Here is a 16,044-nt window from a genome sequence, read left to right as displayed (position 1 = left end):
CATTGGGCACCGCGGTCACTCATTATCGATGATCCTGAAGGATGATCAGGCGCACGCCTTGAGCGACGTACACCTGGGTGGGCATGGGTTATTTGGTTTTCAGGCCATAGGTTTTGTTGGCAAAGGAAGCGATTGCATCCGCCATGGCTTGAGGTTGTTCGGGAGCCATGGCGTGGCCGGCCTTTTTCAGTACGACTACCGAAACCCGGTCCCCGAGCATGTTCTTCAGTACCTGTGAGAAGCGGCGAGGCGCAACGGCGTCATCCTCGCCCTGCAGGTCAAGAATCGGTGCTTTGCCAGCGGCAAAATAGTCGTCCACCGGCGTGGTATTGCGCGCGTGGGATTCCGCTTCGTGTGTCGCTTCGTGCCAGCCGTCGAGCCAACCAGTCGGATCATTGCCTGGCGCAAAGAACGCTTGCTTGAGGTAGATCAGGCGCTGCTCCTTGGACAGGGACAGGTCGCCGGCACCGTCGATGGCCTTGCGCATTTCCGGGCTGATGGGCTTTTCTGTCGAACCCGGTGGTACCTTGCCAGCCGAAGCGGATGCCAACACCACACCGCGTACCAGGTCTGGACGATCAGCGGCCAGCTGACGCGCCGGGAAGTTCCCCCAGGCGTGACCGACGACCACTACTGGCCCAGACTTTTCATGTTCGACGACGGCGGCCACGTCTTTGGCAAAATCATGAACGGAGAGGTTTTCCATCGGACCGACGCTTTTGCCGATGCCGCGCGGTTCAGGGCGTACCACCCGGAAACCCTTAGCCTGCAGGTCCGCCGCGACCTGGTCGTAATCACGTCCCGAGCGACCAAGGGAAGGCAGCATGACAATGACGGGGCCCTTACCTTGGGACGTTACGTCGATCTGTACGTTGTCGTACTTGATCACTTCCTGTTGCAGGGCAGGGCTGGCAAATGCGCTGGCGCAGGCTGTCAGGATGGCCGCCGCGCAGAGGTTCAATGCGAATTTTTTCATTGTTATTCTCCAGTGTTGTTGAACATTCAAAGGGTCTTGCCGGGTTCCAGGCCGCTCTCTTCAAGCAACTGAATGGCCGGCTTGCTGGTCAGGTACTCGATGAAAGATTTGGCTGCGGCCGCTTGAGTCGATTGTTTGGCCACCACTGCCGTGAACAGGCTGATCTTTTGTACCTTGTCGGGTAGCGGGCCGACGAAGTCGACACCGGGGGTGACTTTCAACTCGCTGACCTGCTGCATGCCCAGTTCGGCATCGCCGCGAGCCAAGGCTGTCCCTACCAGCTCCTTGCCTTCGATCACCACGCTTTTCGATTTCATCTGTTCGCTGATGCCGAGCTCATTGAACAGGGTCGTCGAGATGTAGGCGCCGCTGGCGCCTTGCGAATAGGCGACCCGCTTGGCGTTGAGCAGTGACTGACGCAGAGCATCCACCGTTGAAATATCGGGCTTTGGCTGGCCTTTGGGTACGCCAACTCCGATCCGAGAAGAGGCAATCTGGGTCCGCGTGGTCATTTCGAATGAGCCAGTACCCGAGAGTTGGTCCAGTGTTTCGGCGGCCATGATCGCCAGATCCATGGGCTCTTTGTGCAACACCCGCTGTGGGATCGATTCCGGCGATTCGCCCATCGATGGGCCCCAACTGATCAGCAGCTTGTTGCCGCTGGCTTTCTCGTAGGCTGGCTGCAGGTGTTGCATGGCGCCCTTGAGTGCGCCGGTGGCAATGATATGCAACTCGGCTGCCTGCAGTTGGGAACTGACGGCAAGCAGACCGCTAAGACTTGCGAATGCCATCAGCGACGCTTTTGTTGTTTTTTTCACGACGGTACCTTTTTTTTGGGGGAGCAGATCAGTGGGTTTCAGCGATACAGGGTGTTTGGATTGGTGCGCAGAACTGCCTGCGCGACCGCGGGGTCGGCACAGGTCTGGAGCACGAAGTCCAGCAACAGAGTGTCGTCGGGTACCTGGCCCTTGACGTTCGGATGTGGCCAGTCGGAACCCCAGATCGTCCTGTCCGGGGCGCATTCGAGGAAACGCCGAGCCCAGGACAGACCTTGTGGCCAAGGACCTGCCGCGCCTTGCATGGCGCGGTCGATGCCTGACACCTTGATCCAGCGATCCGGTCGTTTCAGGTGCTGTTCCAGTGCCTGGAGCGAGGCTTCTTCGACCGGTTTGCTCAGGTCCAGGCGCGCCAAATGGTCGATGACCAGTGGCGTGCGCAAAGTTTTCCAGGCGTCGAGCACGCTCAGCAGAACGTCAATTTCGCCGTGCAGAAGTACGTGCCAACCCAAGGCGGCGACGCGCTCGGCAAGTCGACGCAGATACTTTGGGTCACGGTTGCCGGGTAGATGTCCCATCAAGTTGAAACGGATGCCTCGCAGTCCTCCCTCATGCAGCGCCTGGAGCTGATCATCGGTGGTGGTGTGGTCGATCAACCCGATGCCACGATATCGCCCGTTGCTGGCGGCAATGGCGCAGAGGATGGCGCAATGGTCGGTGCCATAGGGCGCGGCCTGCACCAGCACCCCGTGTTCGATGCCCAGGCTTCGATGCCGTTCAAGCAACGCCTCGAACGGCGCGGGCGCGGGGTGGTAGGCGGCATTGGCCGGTAGCGGGAATTGATCCCACGGACCGTAGATGTGGGTATGGCAATCCCACGCGCCTGCTGGAAGGAGTGTGTGCATGGTCATCCGCTCGAATCAGGAAAAGTCCTGCCCATGAAGGCGGGGCGTACAGGTCAGTCGCAGCGAGCGGTCATGCCGCCGTCGACGACGATTTCGGTACCGGTAACAAAACGGGATTCGTCGCTGGCCAGAAATAGCGCCGCGTTGGCGGTATCCCGGCCATCGCCCATGAAGCCCAGGGGGATTCGTGCCAGACGGCTATCGAGCAGCTTGTCGATGTCTCCGCCGGTACGTTGCCCGGCCAGGCGTGCTTCCACCATCGGGGTATGCAATTGGCCGGGGACGACGGTGTTCACGCGGATGCCTTTCTTGGCGTATTCGACCGCTGTCACTCGTGAAAGCTGAATCACACCGGCCTTGCTGGCGGCATAGGCCACTTGCGCCGAACCGGTCCAGCGGATGCCGGAAGTCGAGGCGGTGTTGATGATCGAGCCACTGCCCTGAGCTTCCATGATGGGCAGCACATGCTTGCAAGTCAGGTAGACGCTCTTGAGGTTCAAGGCGATCTGCGCGTCCCATTTTTCCTCGTCCAGCGCCACGGCGCCGCCGGCTGAAGAACCACCTACGTTATTGACCAGAATGTCCACCCGCCCATAGGTCTGCTTGCAGGTAGCGACCATCGCGGCGACGGATTCACTGTTGGTGACATCGCAGGCGAGCGATACGACGTCCCCGCCGATGTCCTTGATGCGACGGATGGTTTCCTCCATGGCATCGAGGCTCTTGTCGACCGCGAAGATTTTGGCGCCGGCCTGGGCGAACAATACTGCCACGGCGCGGCCATTGCCCCAGCCAGGTCCCACGCAACCAGCGCCAGTGACGATGGCCACCTTACCTTGCAGGCGGGTGTTCGAAGTATTGAGTTCAGTCATGCTTGCATCCTCAGGAAAGACGGGTAGGCAGTTCAGGGGCCACGCCAGCCGGTGGTGGCACCTCAAACACCTTGATGGTCATGGAAATCAGCGTGTAGTAGCCGGCGATGCCCACCAGATCGACCACGACGGTTTCGCCCAGTACGCGGCTGATGTCCTGATACAGGTGGTCGTCGACCTGGCGTGTGTCATGCAACTGGCGGATGAAGGCGTACACCAAGGCTTCGTCTTCGTGCTCGAAAGCGGGTTGCCGGTCATCGCGAATGGCATCGATCACGGCAGGGGACAGACCGGCCTCCAGGGCGAATGGCTTATGGGCGGCCCACTCGTACTCGGCCAGCCAGTGGCGGCCGAGCAGTAGGATGGCCAGCTCCGAAAGGCGTGGCTCCAGGCTACTGTCGTAACGGCAGTAACGACCAAGGTTCTGTGCGCATTGAGCCAGCTCCGGGCGGTGCAGCCAGAGGGCGAGTGGCCCACGCACGCCTTTGCGCGGACCCGTCGCGATGGCGTCGTAGATGACTTGCTGGGCTTGACTCAGATGGGCGGGGTCTATCGCTTTCAACCGATTCATGGTCGGATTCCTGATCAAAGATTCTGGGAGTGGGGCTGGCGGCTCGCGCCAGGTGGCACGGCGTTCTTGGACGGTGCACGCAGCAAGCTCTTGCCGGCACTGCGCCCTGTCTCGCGTTTGAAGGCATCGACATCGAAAGCGCCTTCCCAGCGAGCGATGGCGTACACGGCAATGGTGTTGCCGACGATGTTCACCAACGCGGTTGCCGTGGCCATCATCCGGTCAATACCAAACAACAGGCCCAAACCACCCAGGGGCAGGCTTTGCACCGATTGCAGGGTGGCCGCCAGTTTGATGAAGGCGCCGCCGGCCACCGTAGTACCGCCCTTGGAGGTCAGGCTGAGAATCGCCAGTAGGCCGATCTGCTGCCAGAGCGAAAAGGGCGTGTCGGTGGCCTGGGCAACGAAGCCGATGGCGACGGCCATGTAGAGAGAAGTGCCGTCCAGGTTGAAGCTGTAGCCGGCCGGCAGCACAAAGCCCACCACCACCTCGTCACAGCCCGTGCGCTTGAGTTTTTCCAGCAGCCTGGGGAAGGCCACTTCACCAGAGGCGGTGCCCAGTACCAGCAGTATTTCCTCGCGGATGACTTTCAGCACGGTCCAGAACGGCAGGCCAATGGACCAACTGATAGTCCCCAGCACTCCGAACACGAAGAACAGCGAGGCTGCGTAATAGACGGCAATCAACTTCAGCAGGTAGAGCAGAGTCGCGCCACCGTAACTGCCCACAGCCGCGGCCATGGCACCAAAGGCACCCAGCGGAGCCAGTTTCATGATGAAACCCAGCATTTTGAACAACACGGTTTGGGCTTCGTCGAGTCCCTTGACGATCAACGAGTCTGGGCCGGCGACTCGGTTGATCGCCATTCCGGCCAGCATCGAAATGATCAGCACCTGAATGATGTCGCCCTTGGCGAAGGCATCTACCAGGGTGTGTGGGATAAGGCCTAACAGATAGTCGACCACCGAAATACTGCCGGCACTCGCCGTGGCCTTGATGGCTTCCGCCGATTCGTTGAGGTTGCCGGCATGCAGTCCGGCACCGGGCTGAACCAGGTTGACCAACACCAGACCGACGACCATCCCCAAGGTGCTGACCACTTCAAAGTACAGCAGGGATTTCATGCCCAGGCGGCCAAGCTTGCGCATGTCCTTGACGTGTGCGAGGCCGTGCACCAGGGTGAAAAACACGATGGGCGCCAGCATCATTTTCAGCAGCGCGATAAAGGCCTGGCCGAGGGGCTTCATGGCGATCGCCCAACTGGGCGCCAACAGCCCTAGCAACACGGCCGCTACCAGTGCGACCAGTACTTGTACATGCAGCTTCTTCAAATGTTTCATCGGTAGTCCTCGCCCCGGTGGGCGTCATTATTTTTGTAGGCGGGCACAGGTTGTTCGGAGGGTTCTCCAGGCAATCAACGGCAATAGGGGAGGTAAAGATTGAAGTGTGTACAACCCACATCGAGTGGTCGTCGCATGGCGTCCAGAGCGCTTGACTGAATGCAGTAATCGAAGGTCGCAACCAGGTACAGGCTGCGTCCCTGGTCAATTGAGGGCGCGAGGTTTTCACCCCACTGCAGCGTTAATACACCAGCAATCGTGTTGATCTGGGCGTCAACGGCACGGATAAAGTTTTCCATGTCGACGTGAGCGGGCATGTTCCAGCTCATTAACAGGAGGGAGGCGACGTGGCCTGGACGACGCGCTTCGGCGCAGGTCCTGAGTACGATCCGCTGACGACCGACGGTTCTGGGCAAGATGCGACGGCTCCAGGGTGTGGAACGTGCGCCCGATACACTCAGGTACTGCGCGGTCTTCAACACGTCTTCGTTCTCCAGCTCATAGAGCGCCAGATAGCGTGGCCAGCCTTCGCTGCACACCCAGCGCTGGCCGCCGAGAAAACCGGGCAGCGTCAGGCGCTGTGGGAAGTGCTCGGTGTCATACCAGTCGTTGAACTCCTCTTCCTGAGAGGCGGGAGGTTGCATCAGCACAAGCAACAGCGCGCCGTTCATGATGGGATTGTCGCGAGTGGGCAGGGCGGTACGACTGAAGTCAGGCATTTGGAGTTATTCATTGTTGTTCTCCTATTTGTGTTCAGCATAGAGAACCCTAAAAAACTAGACAAAAACCTTTTATTGATAGCAATCTATGCTTTAAAAGCATGGGGTTTGAGTCGTGGATATTCGAGAGTTGCGTTCGTTCGTTCAAGTGGCACATGCGGGCAGCTTCAGCCGGGCAGCACGCGATCTGTATATCGCCCAACCGGCACTTAGCCGTCAGATCGCCAAGCTTGAAGACCAGCTCAATGTCACGTTGCTGACCCGTCATGGTCGCGGTGTCGAGTTGACGGCTGCTGGCGCGCGGCTGTTGGAGCGCGCTGAAATGATGCTCCACTACCTGCAGGAAACCACCGATCACGTGCGCAACAGTGCACAGGAGGAGCGTGGGCATCTGGCAATCGGTCTTCCCCCGGCAATCGGCGCGGTAATCGGTCCGCAGCTGATCAGGAGCTTCCGCGAACTGTGGCCCAAGGCCTCGTTACATGTACGCGAAGGGCTCAGCAGCTATTTGCAGGAGTGGGTTCTGGATGGACGGGTGGACTTGGCAGTGGTCTATAACCAACCGTTGCTTGAAGCCTTTGACGTGCGGCCGCTGTTCAGCGAGCCCATGGTGGTAGTCGGCCCCGTTGGCGAACCGGCCCGCGCGTTTCGTATCCATGAATTGGCGGATCTGCCGTTGATCATGCCGAGCCTGCCGCACAGTAACCGACGGTTGGTCGAACAGGCCGCCGTGCAGAATGGTGTCAGGTTGAAAATTGAAGTGGAAGTGGACAGCGTGGATCTGACCAAGCGCCTGGTTCAGGCGGGGCTCGGCTACTCGATCCTGGCCAACGCGGCTGTGCAGGATGAAATTGCGCAGAAAAAGCTGGTCGCCCATTCCATCGAGCGTCCTGCTATTCGTTCCACTGTGACCTTGACGACGCTGCGTGAACGTCGTACCAGCCGGCTGGCCGCCAGTTGGGAGACGCTGTTGATCACCCACCTCAAGTTTCTGGTGACTCAGGGGGCCTGGAAGGATGCTGCTGTTTGGCTGGCGCCTGACGAGTGATCAGGGGCAAGGCTGGCGACCTCTATCGTCGGCCTTGTATGCCCAGCTGGCATGAGTACGTATGGTCTAAAGGTCTTGGTCGGAGGGGAGGCTGCTGGCATATGCTCGGCCGCGTCGAATCTCAAAAAACCAATAACGGACGACTCATGACAACAATGACCTGCCCACAGGGCCGCCTGCGTAGCGATGTGGAGTCGAGTGCCTGCCATCGCGCGTCGGTACGATGGTTCCCGATTGGCTATCGCCTGTTTCGTTAACTACCTGGATCGCACCAACAGCGGTTTTGCCAGCGGTATTTTCTACATCGGTTACTGCTTGTTCGAAGCGTTCAGCAAACTTTAATTGTTTGCTGACGTCGACTTGAACAGCGCTGGCTATTTTTCAAGGTATCAAAGCGTCCTTATTCGATTGGTCTGCGGCGGGAGAGTATTGCCCGCTGTTTGCTTGTGTCGAAGCTCTTTGTCCGACACCCGCTTTCGCCGTTGTCTGCTTGTTCGCTACTGCGCATCAGAGCTATTCAGTTTCAGCACAATAAAAATAGTAATAACTAGAGGTCCACACGTTGAAAAAATCCACACTGGCACTGGCGGTGATCGCCGCTGCACTGGCTCAACAATCAATTGCCGCCGGTTTTATTGAAGACAGCAAGGCCACTCTGGGGCTGCGTAACTTCTACATCAACAACGATAACCGTGACTCCGATGCCGGTATGCCGAAGGTCAAGGCCGGTGGTGTCCAGAGCTATCAATCCGAGTGGGGTCAAGGTTTCGATCTGCGCCTCACGTCCGGTTTTACCCAGGGCACCGTTGGTTTCGGCGTTGACGCCATCGGTCTGTTGGGCATCAAACTGGACTCTAGCGAAGCCAAGCACGGTAACCCGACCGGAGCACTCTCTGGTGGTAACGTCTTCCCAACCCAAGGTAACGAAGCGGTTGACGATTTCGCCAGTCTGGGCCTGACTGCCAAAGCCAGGATTTCGCAAACCGAACTTCGTCTGGGCACCTTGATGCCTAAAAACCCGGTGATCGTCACCAACGACAGTCGTTTGGTTACTCAGACCTTCCAGGGTGGCCAAATCCAATCGAACGATATCAAAAATCTGACTCTGACCGCGGGCCAGCTCGAACATGCCAAAGGGCGTAACTCCACCGACGACAAGGGCTTGTCTATTGCGGGGGCCAACGGCGGCTCCAACTACGACAAGGCCACGTTCAGCAATAAGTTCTACTATGGTGGTGCCGACTACAAGTTCACCAAAGATCTGACCGCCTCGTATTACTTCGGCGAGCTGAAAAATTTCTACCAGCAGAACTTCCTGGGGCTGGTGCACAACGGGTCTATCGGTCCTGGCGTACTGAAAAGTGACCTGCGCTACTATCGCAGTCGAGATGACGGCGCCAACCGCTCTGAACCTGACTACTTCACCAGCGGTTACTACCCGGACAACAGCGGCCTGTCCACGCTGACCAAAGGAAAGGTGGACAACAACCTGTACAGCGGCCTGTTTTTATACTCGGTTGAAGGTCACACCTTCGGTGGTGGCTATCAGTACAGCAACGGCAAAAGTGATTTTCCGTGGTTGAACCAGGGGGACGGCGCGTCCACCAGTACCATCAACGATATACAGATCCAAAAATTTCTCCGCGCCGGTGAGCGTTCCTGGCAGGGTCGTTACTCGTACGACTTCGCTAAGCTCGGTATTCCGGGCTTGACCGCTGGCATCATCTACGTGCGTGGCAGCAACATCGACACTGTCGGCAAGGTCGGAGCAACCCAGGCCTCTCTGCTGGGCACTGGCACCAGCGAGTGGGAGCGGGACATGAGCATGTCTTATGTGATTCAGGAAGGCGCGCTGAAAAATCTGGGCTTCACCTGGAAAAATGCCATGTGGCGTAACAACATTCCAGGTCAGCGTGATCAGGACGAAAACCGTCTGATCGTCAGTTATTCACTGCCGCTGTTTTAAGGCTTTTCTGCCATTGCGTGCCCCGTAATACCTGGTCGCTCCCCCAACATAGGTATCCATGCCTGATCGGCCTCCTCGACAAGGAGGACCGAGCCGATTTTTTATTTTCTCAGGGTATGCCTGTTCGGCATGGATACCTATGGTCTAAAGGTCTTGGTCGGGGGGGACACCATTGGCATATGCTCGCCCGCGTCGAATTTCGAAAAATAATCACGGCAGACTCATGACAGCCGCGCCTCTCAATTCGGCATTTTTCCCGGCGCCATCTTTTTCCTGTCGCTGTGGTTCCTTGCTCATTACCGAGCCCGAATGATGACCTGGTTTCTGTTTGCGATTCCCTCGTCATCCGTTTTGGGCGGGCCCATGACTACCCCGCTATGACAGGCAGGTCATCGCTTTCGATCTGACCTGTCTTTAACGATCTATCACCCCAACGAAAAAAAAGAGTGAGTGTCCTATGCGCCTAAGCCTGAAGGCCAAAGTCCTGTCTATCGCAGTATTACCGGTTTTACTGTTTGCGCTGGTAATCAGTCTGACGACAGTTCTAATGCTCCAACAGCAGGCGAAAAAAGAGGTCGAAGAGACTCGGCAACGCCTTCTTGGAGAGGCCAGGTTGACGTTGAAAAGTTACATCGACGTGGCGCTCACCACGATTAAACCGCTGTATGACGCTGCCGCCTCAGGTGACCAGGCCGCTCGCGCCGAGGTGATCAAACTGCTGTCAAACATTACTTATGGCAAGGACGGTTATTTCTTCGGTCTTGACTCCGAGACCATTCGCCTGTTCAAGGGCCTTAGCCCGGTGGGCGTGGGCCAAAGTTTTAAGGACGACCACGACTCTAATGGGGTGTATGTCAACCGGGAGCTGGTGAGAGCTGCCAAGTCCGGTAGTCACTATGTGGAGTACAACGCCGCACAACCTGGCAGCGATGTGAGGGTCCCGAAACTGGGCTACAGCGAGTACCTGCCTAAATGGGACATGATTATTGGCTCGTCGGTCAATATCGGTGGTATCGACGCTCAGGTGGCGGCGGTTGAGGCCAAGGTACACGAGCGTCTGCAGGAGGTACTACTGAGCATTCTGGGCATCGCGGTGGTGTTGCTGGTGGTGATTGCCGTTGTGGGCATGCTCATGGCCAATACGATTCTGCGACCGCTGAATCTGATGAAAGCCAATCTGGATGACATCGCGGCGGGCGAGGGTGACCTGACCCGCCGTCTGGCAATCACCAGCCAGGATGAGTTGGGCGAGTTGGCCGGTTCGTTCAACCGCTTTGTCGACAAGATCCACGGCCTGGTTCGGCAGATCACCGAGATGACTACACAACTGACCGGGCTGGTGAGCCAGGTGTCCGATCAGGCCCATCGTTCCGAGCAGGCCATGGAGCGTCAGCGCCACGAGACCGATCAGGTGGCCACTGCCATCAACGAAATGTCCTCGGCGGCGCAGGAAGTGGCCCGCAGTGCCCAGGGCGCGGCGGTAGCTGCCCAGCAGACCGACGAAGAGGGACAGACCGCCAAGCGGGTGGTGGACGGAAGCATTCGGCAGATTCATGCCTTGGTCAGCGATATTCGCACCAGCGGGACCTCATTGGACAGTTTGCAGACGGACGTCTCGTCGATTGTCAGCGTACTGGATGTGATCCGCTCGATCGCCGAACAGACCAACCTGTTGGCGCTCAACGCGGCCATCGAAGCGGCCCGGGCTGGTGAGGCCGGTCGTGGTTTCGCGGTGGTGGCCGACGAGGTCCGAGCGTTGGCTAGCCGAACCCAGCAGAGCACCCAGGAAATTCAGGGCATGATCGACCGTTTGCAGCAGGGTACGCGTAAGGCCGTGGAAGCCATGCGCCGCTCCAGCGATGCGGGCGACGGTACGTCGGCCCAGGCCAATGAAGCCGGTGTCTCGTTGGACACCATGGCGCAATTGATCAGCACCATCAATTCGATGAACGCTCAGATTGCCAGCGCCGCGGAAGAGCAAACGGCTGTAGCCGAAGAGATCAACCGCAGCGTGCAACAAATCGCGATGGCGGTGGACAACGTGGCCGATGAGACCCAACTGGGCGCTCAGACGTCTCGCAGCCTAGCGGACCTCGGGCAGCGGTTGGAACAGTTGGTGGGGCAGTTCCGGATTTGATGCCGCGCTGTCGGTAGGCAAATGGCTTGTCAATTGAGGGTACACAGAGGGGTAGAAAAATCTTATAACTTAAAATTTTCCCTTATGTTCAGCGATAAAGGGAAAGGTTCGATTCCGGCTTCGCCATCTTGCATTCCATAGAACGCTTACAAGTGCTCTGGAGTCCCCGAAAAACCTGCCGTCTGGCGGGTTTTTCGTTTTGGCGATCTGTCGGATTCCAGGGCACTTTCAGATACGGCTGTTCGGCTGGCTCGCGTCAGGTAACGGGCCACAAACGCACTGGGTGACGATGCGCATCACCCAGTGTGCCAGCTTTTACAGAATGTTCAGCGGGTAGCTGATGATCACCCGATGCTCATCGCTGTCACGTTGGGTGGACACTCCGGTACGCAGTGAGGCGCGGCGCAGGGCGATGCTCAGATCCTTGAACGGCCCTTGCTGGATGACATAACTCAGTGTCAGGTCATCTTCCCACTCTTTTTTGTCGCCAGTGGGGGTGCGAATGTTCGAGCCGCTTTCGGACACGCCGAGAAAACTTAACCCGGGAATTCCGACGGCCGCGAAGTCATAGCCGTAACGAACCTGCCAGGTGGTTTCCCCGGCGCGCTGGAACTTGCCGATCATCGACTCCGTCATGAAGTAAGCGGTCGAGCCGTCACCCTGGTTCAACCAGACGGCGTCGCTGGCGCCACTGACCTGCTGCAGGCCGATGGCGAAGGTATGGCCACTGACCAGGTAGGTGAATTGCGCGCTGCTCAGGCGGCTGTCGACTTTGCCTTTGGTCACGCCGTTGCCGTAGTAGCCAAAAGTGTAGAAATCAGGGTCATGGCCGTTGGCGCCATCGGAGCGGTTATCGAAATGACGCAGGTCGGTGCGAAGGGTCCCGGGACCGACTTGCCAATCGTATTTGAGGCCGAGGAAGTTCTGTTTGTAGAAGTCCTGGAGGTTGCCGTAGTAGTACTGCAAGGTCAGGTCTTTGGTCGCTTTGTAATCCACGCCAGCGTAATAGAACTTATTGACGAACTCGCCGGTCAGCGCGTTATTCGCACCAGGAATGGACATACCCATCTCGTGAGTGACACCGCGACCTTTGACATGGTCCAACTGACCGAGAACGAAGGTGAAGTTCTCCAGGTCCCTGGATTGGATCTGCCCGCCGTTGAACGTTTGCTGCAGCAAGCGGTCAGTGGACATCACCACCGGCAGCATCGGCACCAAGGTGCCGTATTTCAGTTCGGTATTGGAAATCTTTGCTTTGGCGGTCAGGCCCAGGCTGCCGAACTCGTCGACCGCTCGGCCATTATCGGTGGGGAAAACGTTACCGGTGAAGGTATTACCTTGCGGGTTGTAATGCCGTCCTTTGCCGGAGTCCAGACGTATACCCCACATACCGATGGCATCCATGCCGAATCCGACCGTGCCTTGAGTGAAGCCGGACTGAAAGTTGGCGATGAAGCCCTGACCCCATTCCTGGGTGTAATTGGGGGCGGCGGCACCACTGCGGTTGTCGGCATTACTGAAAAAATTGCGGGCCAGTACGTTGAGCTTGCTGTCTTCTACAAACCCAGCGGCATAACCCTGTTGAGCGATGATCAGGCCGCAAATGCCGGCCACTACTTTAGGTGCGCGATTGAAAAGCTCCATCGGAGTCATCCCCATGATGTTGTCGAGTGTTGTGAGAGGGCAGTCAAAGGCGGCAGCAAAGGTTTTTATTGTTTTTCAGGAGCAGCAGTGGTCGGTGTGACGTTCAGTCTCACCGGCGGCAAACGGTGCAGAATAAATAGCGCCAGTACGCCGATACCTGCGCATAGCAATAGGCCGACACCCACCGATTGGGCCAGTGCGTCCCGTGCCAGGTTGAGCCATTGGGGGGGCTCAAGACGGGCGGGGAGAGGGTGCAAGAGTGCCTGCGGGTCGAAGTACTCCCTCAGCCCTTCAGTCTGTCCCTGAGCGATAAACAGACGTTGCAGGTTGGCGCTGTACAGCAGGTTGACCAGAACACCCATGCTGGCGGTTCCGAGTAACCCGCCGACCAGTCGCAAGGACTGGGTCAGCGCGGTAGCAATCCCCAGGAACTGGCGCTCGGCGAGGGTTTGGGTGAAGACGGTCAGGTTCAACAGGATGAAACCCAACCCCAGCCCCGCCAGCAATATCAGGCTGAGCAGGCGGTTGAACGACGCGTCACGCCCGGCCATGGCCAGACCAATGCAGGCCAGCAGCAGTGCTACAAAACCAAACAGCGGCAACAGGTTCGGATTGCGCAGGCGGGTGACGATGCGCCCGTTGACGATCGCGCCGAGGGTAATGCTCAGCGCCAGCGGTGTAATCAGCAATCCTGCATCCTGCGGTGAATACCCATAGCTGCCTTGCAGCAACAACGGCAGGTAAAACAGCAACGAAAACATGATCGCGCCGGCCGCCATCGACAACAGAAACAACAGGCGCATGCTCGGTAGTCTGAGCAGTGCCGAGGGCAACAGCGCATGAGGGCAGCGCCGCTCCCAGAACCACAACGCGACGGTCGCTGCCACACCGCTCAATCCGAGTGCCAGACTCAACGTCAAGCTGGAATGCCCCAACCACTCGACGAACAATTGCAGGCTGCCCAGCGCCAGAGCGATCAATACTGCGCCTGGCCAATCCAGGCTGATTTTCGTCCGTTGTTGCGGGCGGTAATAAGGTAGGTAGCGCCAGGCAAAAAGCAGCGCCAGGCAGCCCAGCGGCAGATTGAGATAGAACACCGAGCGCCAGCCAAAGGCGCCCGTCAGGTAGCCGCCGAATCCGGGCCCGATGGCGTTGACCACACTGAACAGGGCGCTCAGTAGCATCTGCCAGCGCAGGCGTTGTCGAGTGTCTGGAAACAGTTCTGGAATGCAGGCGAACGCCGTGCCGATCAACATGCCGCCACCGACACCCTGCAAGGCGCGGCCGATCACCAGCCACAACATATCGTTGGCCAGGGCGCAGGCCAGTGACGCCAGGGTGAAGATCAGTGTGGCGGCAATCACAAATGGCTTGCGGCCATAATCATCACCCAGTCGGCCAAAGATCGGGATGGTGACGATCGATGCCAGCATGTAACCCGTGGCGACCCAGGCATAAAGCTCAAAGCCTTTGAGCTCGGCGACGATGCTCGGCAAAGCGTTGCCGATCACCGTCTGATCCAGCGCCGAGAGCATTAACACCAACGAGATGCCCAGCATCGCGAGCAATGCCTGGGTGAAGCTCAGGGGAGGGTGGGGCGCCACGGTCATCGTCGGTTCCTCAGCTTAGCGCCGCAACGGCCGCGGCAATCCGCGCGCAACCTTCATCGAGGGTCTTGATGTCGGTGGCTATCGACATCCGGAAGAATGGAGCCAGGCCATAGGCGGTTCCTGCCACGACGGCAACCCCTTGGCTTTCCAGCAGGTACATGACCACGTCGTAGTCGCTGTCCAGTTGCTTGCCTTGGGCGGTGGTCTTGCCGAGCAAACCGCTGCAGTTGACATAGAGGTAGAACGCACCGTCGGGCTTGCGGCAACTCAGGCCGTCAATGCCGTTGAGCAGGTTCAGGCAGCGATCACGGCGTTGCTGGTAGACCTGCACACTTTGCTTGACGAAACGTTGGTCACCGTTGAGCGCTTCGACGGCTGCCGCCTGGCTGACCGAGCAGGCGTTGCTGGTCGATTGCGATTGCAGCGTGGCCATGGCACCGATCAGATCGGCCGGGCCTGCGGCGTAGCCGATACGCCAACCGGTCATGGCATAGGTCTTGGATACGCCGTTGATCAGCACTGTGCGCTCGGTCAACGCCGGTTCGATGGCGAGGATATGCGGGTTGTCCAGGCCTTCATAACGGATGTGTTCGTAGATGTCGTCGGTCATCAGCAATACATGCGGATGCTCAAGCAGTACATCGGCCAGGGCTCTTAGCTCGGCGGCGTTGTAGCTGGCACCTGTCGGGTTGCTGGGGGAGTTGAGCAGCAGCCAGCGGGTGCGTTTGGTGAGCGCGCCGCGCAGTTGCTCCGGGGTCAGTTTGAAGGCGTTTTCTTCGGAGCAAGCGAGGGTAATAGGTTCACCTTCGCAGGCCAGCACCATGTCAGGGTAAGACACCCAGTAAGGTGCGGGGATCAGTACTTCATCACCCGCGCCCAGGGTGGCGGCGAAGGCATTGAAAATCGCACTCTTCGCGCCGCTGGTGACCAGGACCTGATTCGCACCGTAGGTCAGGCCGTTTTCCCGTGTCAGTTTGTCGACAATCGCCTGGCGCAACTGCGGGGTCCCGGCGTTTTGCGTGTAGCGGGTTTCGCCCCGTTCGATGGCGGCACTGGCGGCCTGCCGAATGTGCTCTGGCGTATCAAAGTCCGGCTCGCCGACAACCAGGTTGATGATGGACTTGCCTTGCCGACGCAGTTCGTTGGCGCGATCGGAAGCGGCGCTGCTGGGGGATGGTTTGATACGTTGCACACGGGCGGCGATGCGGGAGGCGGTCACGTGTCGTTCCTCGTTGATGACGTTGACGAGGCACTACAGTACGAGCCGTCACCCGGGCAGCCATAAGACGAGATCGTTCTGGTCGGATAGGAATCGCTTATGGCTGGAACTGAACAGTGCCCGCACCAGAGTGGTGCGCTTCGGCCTGTATGGCCATTGCGAGTGTCGATCCCGGCAACACTGATCGATCTATAGCAAAGGCTTATGGTTGAGCTTCACAGTCAAGTGTGCGCCCGAGGTTTCGGGCTGGCCTGCCTCTTG

The 16,044-nt window shown here is 58.5% G+C and carries 13 protein-coding genes; 3 read left to right on the top strand and 10 right to left on the bottom strand.

Annotation, left to right across the window (positions count from 1 at the left end):
- Positions 1-88: 88 nt before the first annotated feature.
- From AC07T0_RS26330 to AC07T0_RS26300, 7 genes are all read right to left on the bottom strand, one after another.
- Positions 89-976, bottom strand: a complete 888-nt coding sequence (locus tag AC07T0_RS26330; protein WP_495003938.1) for an alpha/beta fold hydrolase — start codon at positions 974-976, stop codon at positions 89-91.
- 26 nt (positions 977-1,002) lie between these two features.
- Positions 1,003-1,767, bottom strand: a complete 765-nt coding sequence (locus AC07T0_RS26325; protein ID WP_495003937.1) for a substrate-binding domain-containing protein — start codon at positions 1,765-1,767, stop codon at positions 1,003-1,005.
- Positions 1,768-1,832: 65 nt separating this feature from the next.
- Entirely contained in the window at positions 1,833-2,657 is an 825-nt protein-coding gene (locus AC07T0_RS26320) for an amidohydrolase family protein (RefSeq protein ID WP_495003936.1), read from the bottom strand.
- Positions 2,658-2,710: 53 nt separating this feature from the next.
- Complete coding sequence (locus AC07T0_RS26315; RefSeq protein ID WP_495003935.1) at positions 2,711-3,529, bottom strand: SDR family NAD(P)-dependent oxidoreductase; 819 nt, start codon at positions 3,527-3,529, stop codon at positions 2,711-2,713.
- 10 nt (positions 3,530-3,539) lie between these two features.
- Positions 3,540-4,100 carry a carboxymuconolactone decarboxylase family protein gene (locus AC07T0_RS26310; RefSeq protein WP_495003934.1) on the bottom strand — a complete coding sequence of 187 codons (561 nt, stop codon included), beginning with the start codon at positions 4,098-4,100 and terminating at the stop codon, positions 3,540-3,542.
- Positions 4,101-4,114: 14 nt separating this feature from the next.
- On the bottom strand, positions 4,115-5,440 hold the full coding sequence (locus AC07T0_RS26305) for a cation:dicarboxylate symporter family transporter (RefSeq protein WP_495003933.1): 1,326 nt from the start codon (positions 5,438-5,440) through the stop codon (positions 4,115-4,117).
- A gap of 74 nt (positions 5,441-5,514) precedes the next feature.
- The gene (locus AC07T0_RS26300) at positions 5,515-6,159 is read right to left on the bottom strand and encodes a hypothetical protein (RefSeq protein WP_495003932.1); all 645 of its coding nucleotides are present in this window, start codon (positions 6,157-6,159) and stop codon (positions 5,515-5,517) included.
- A 115-nt stretch (positions 6,160-6,274) separates the two neighbouring features.
- Here AC07T0_RS26300 and AC07T0_RS26295 point away from each other — a divergent pair, with 115 nt between their 5' ends.
- From AC07T0_RS26295 to ctpM, 3 genes are all read left to right on the top strand, one after another.
- On the top strand, positions 6,275-7,207 hold the full coding sequence (locus AC07T0_RS26295) for a LysR family transcriptional regulator (RefSeq protein ID WP_495003931.1): 933 nt from the start codon (positions 6,275-6,277) through the stop codon (positions 7,205-7,207).
- A gap of 562 nt (positions 7,208-7,769) precedes the next feature.
- The gene (locus AC07T0_RS26290) at positions 7,770-9,173 is read left to right on the top strand and encodes an OprD family porin (RefSeq protein ID WP_495003930.1); all 1,404 of its coding nucleotides are present in this window, start codon (positions 7,770-7,772) and stop codon (positions 9,171-9,173) included.
- A 457-nt stretch (positions 9,174-9,630) separates the two neighbouring features.
- Positions 9,631-11,310, top strand: coding sequence for a methyl-accepting chemotaxis protein CtpM (gene ctpM / locus AC07T0_RS26285; protein WP_495003929.1), 1,680 nt, complete (start codon positions 9,631-9,633; stop codon positions 11,308-11,310).
- Positions 11,311-11,625: 315 nt separating this feature from the next.
- Here ctpM and AC07T0_RS26280 read toward each other — a convergent pair whose 3' ends face one another.
- The 3 genes from AC07T0_RS26280 to AC07T0_RS26270 all read right to left on the bottom strand — a co-directional run bounded on the left by AC07T0_RS26280 (position 11,626) and on the right by AC07T0_RS26270 (position 15,783).
- Entirely contained in the window at positions 11,626-12,954 is a 1,329-nt protein-coding gene (locus AC07T0_RS26280; protein ID WP_495003928.1) for an OprD family porin, read from the bottom strand.
- Positions 12,955-13,019: 65 nt separating this feature from the next.
- Entirely contained in the window at positions 13,020-14,564 is a 1,545-nt protein-coding gene (locus tag AC07T0_RS26275; RefSeq protein ID WP_495003927.1) for an MFS transporter, read from the bottom strand.
- A gap of 10 nt (positions 14,565-14,574) precedes the next feature.
- Entirely contained in the window at positions 14,575-15,783 is a 1,209-nt protein-coding gene (locus AC07T0_RS26270) for an aspartate transaminase (protein ID WP_495003926.1), read from the bottom strand.
- Between the last annotated feature and the right edge of the window lie 261 nt (positions 15,784-16,044).

It is taken from the genome of Pseudomonas sp. GW821-FHT04D07 (assembly GCF_059420225.1).
The sequence above is the reverse complement of the archived record's forward strand: the minus strand, read 5'-3'. Positions and strand labels throughout refer to the sequence as shown.

Coding starts and splice junctions, on each gene's coding strand:
- AC07T0_RS26315 (WP_495003935.1), bottom strand. CDS start 3,529: ATGACTGAACTCAATACTTCGAACACCCGCCTGCAAGGTAAGGTGGCC.
- AC07T0_RS26275 (WP_495003927.1), bottom strand. CDS start 14,564: ATGACCGTGGCGCCCCACCCTCCCCTGAGCTTCACCCAGGCATTGCTC.
- ctpM (WP_495003929.1), top strand. CDS start 9,631: ATGCGCCTAAGCCTGAAGGCCAAAGTCCTGTCTATCGCAGTATTACCG.
- AC07T0_RS26305 (WP_495003933.1), bottom strand. CDS start 5,440: ATGAAACATTTGAAGAAGCTGCATGTACAAGTACTGGTCGCACTGGTA.
- AC07T0_RS26300 (WP_495003932.1), bottom strand. CDS start 6,159: ATGCCTGACTTCAGTCGTACCGCCCTGCCCACTCGCGACAATCCCATC.
- AC07T0_RS26310 (WP_495003934.1), bottom strand. CDS start 4,100: ATGAATCGGTTGAAAGCGATAGACCCCGCCCATCTGAGTCAAGCCCAG.
- AC07T0_RS26280 (WP_495003928.1), bottom strand. CDS start 12,954: ATGGAGCTTTTCAATCGCGCACCTAAAGTAGTGGCCGGCATTTGCGGC.
- AC07T0_RS26325 (WP_495003937.1), bottom strand. CDS start 1,767: ATGGCATTCGCAAGTCTTAGCGGTCTGCTTGCCGTCAGTTCCCAACTG.
- AC07T0_RS26330 (WP_495003938.1), bottom strand. CDS start 976: ATGAAAAAATTCGCATTGAACCTCTGCGCGGCGGCCATCCTGACAGCC.
- AC07T0_RS26320 (WP_495003936.1), bottom strand. CDS start 2,657: ATGCACACACTCCTTCCAGCAGGCGCGTGGGATTGCCATACCCACATC.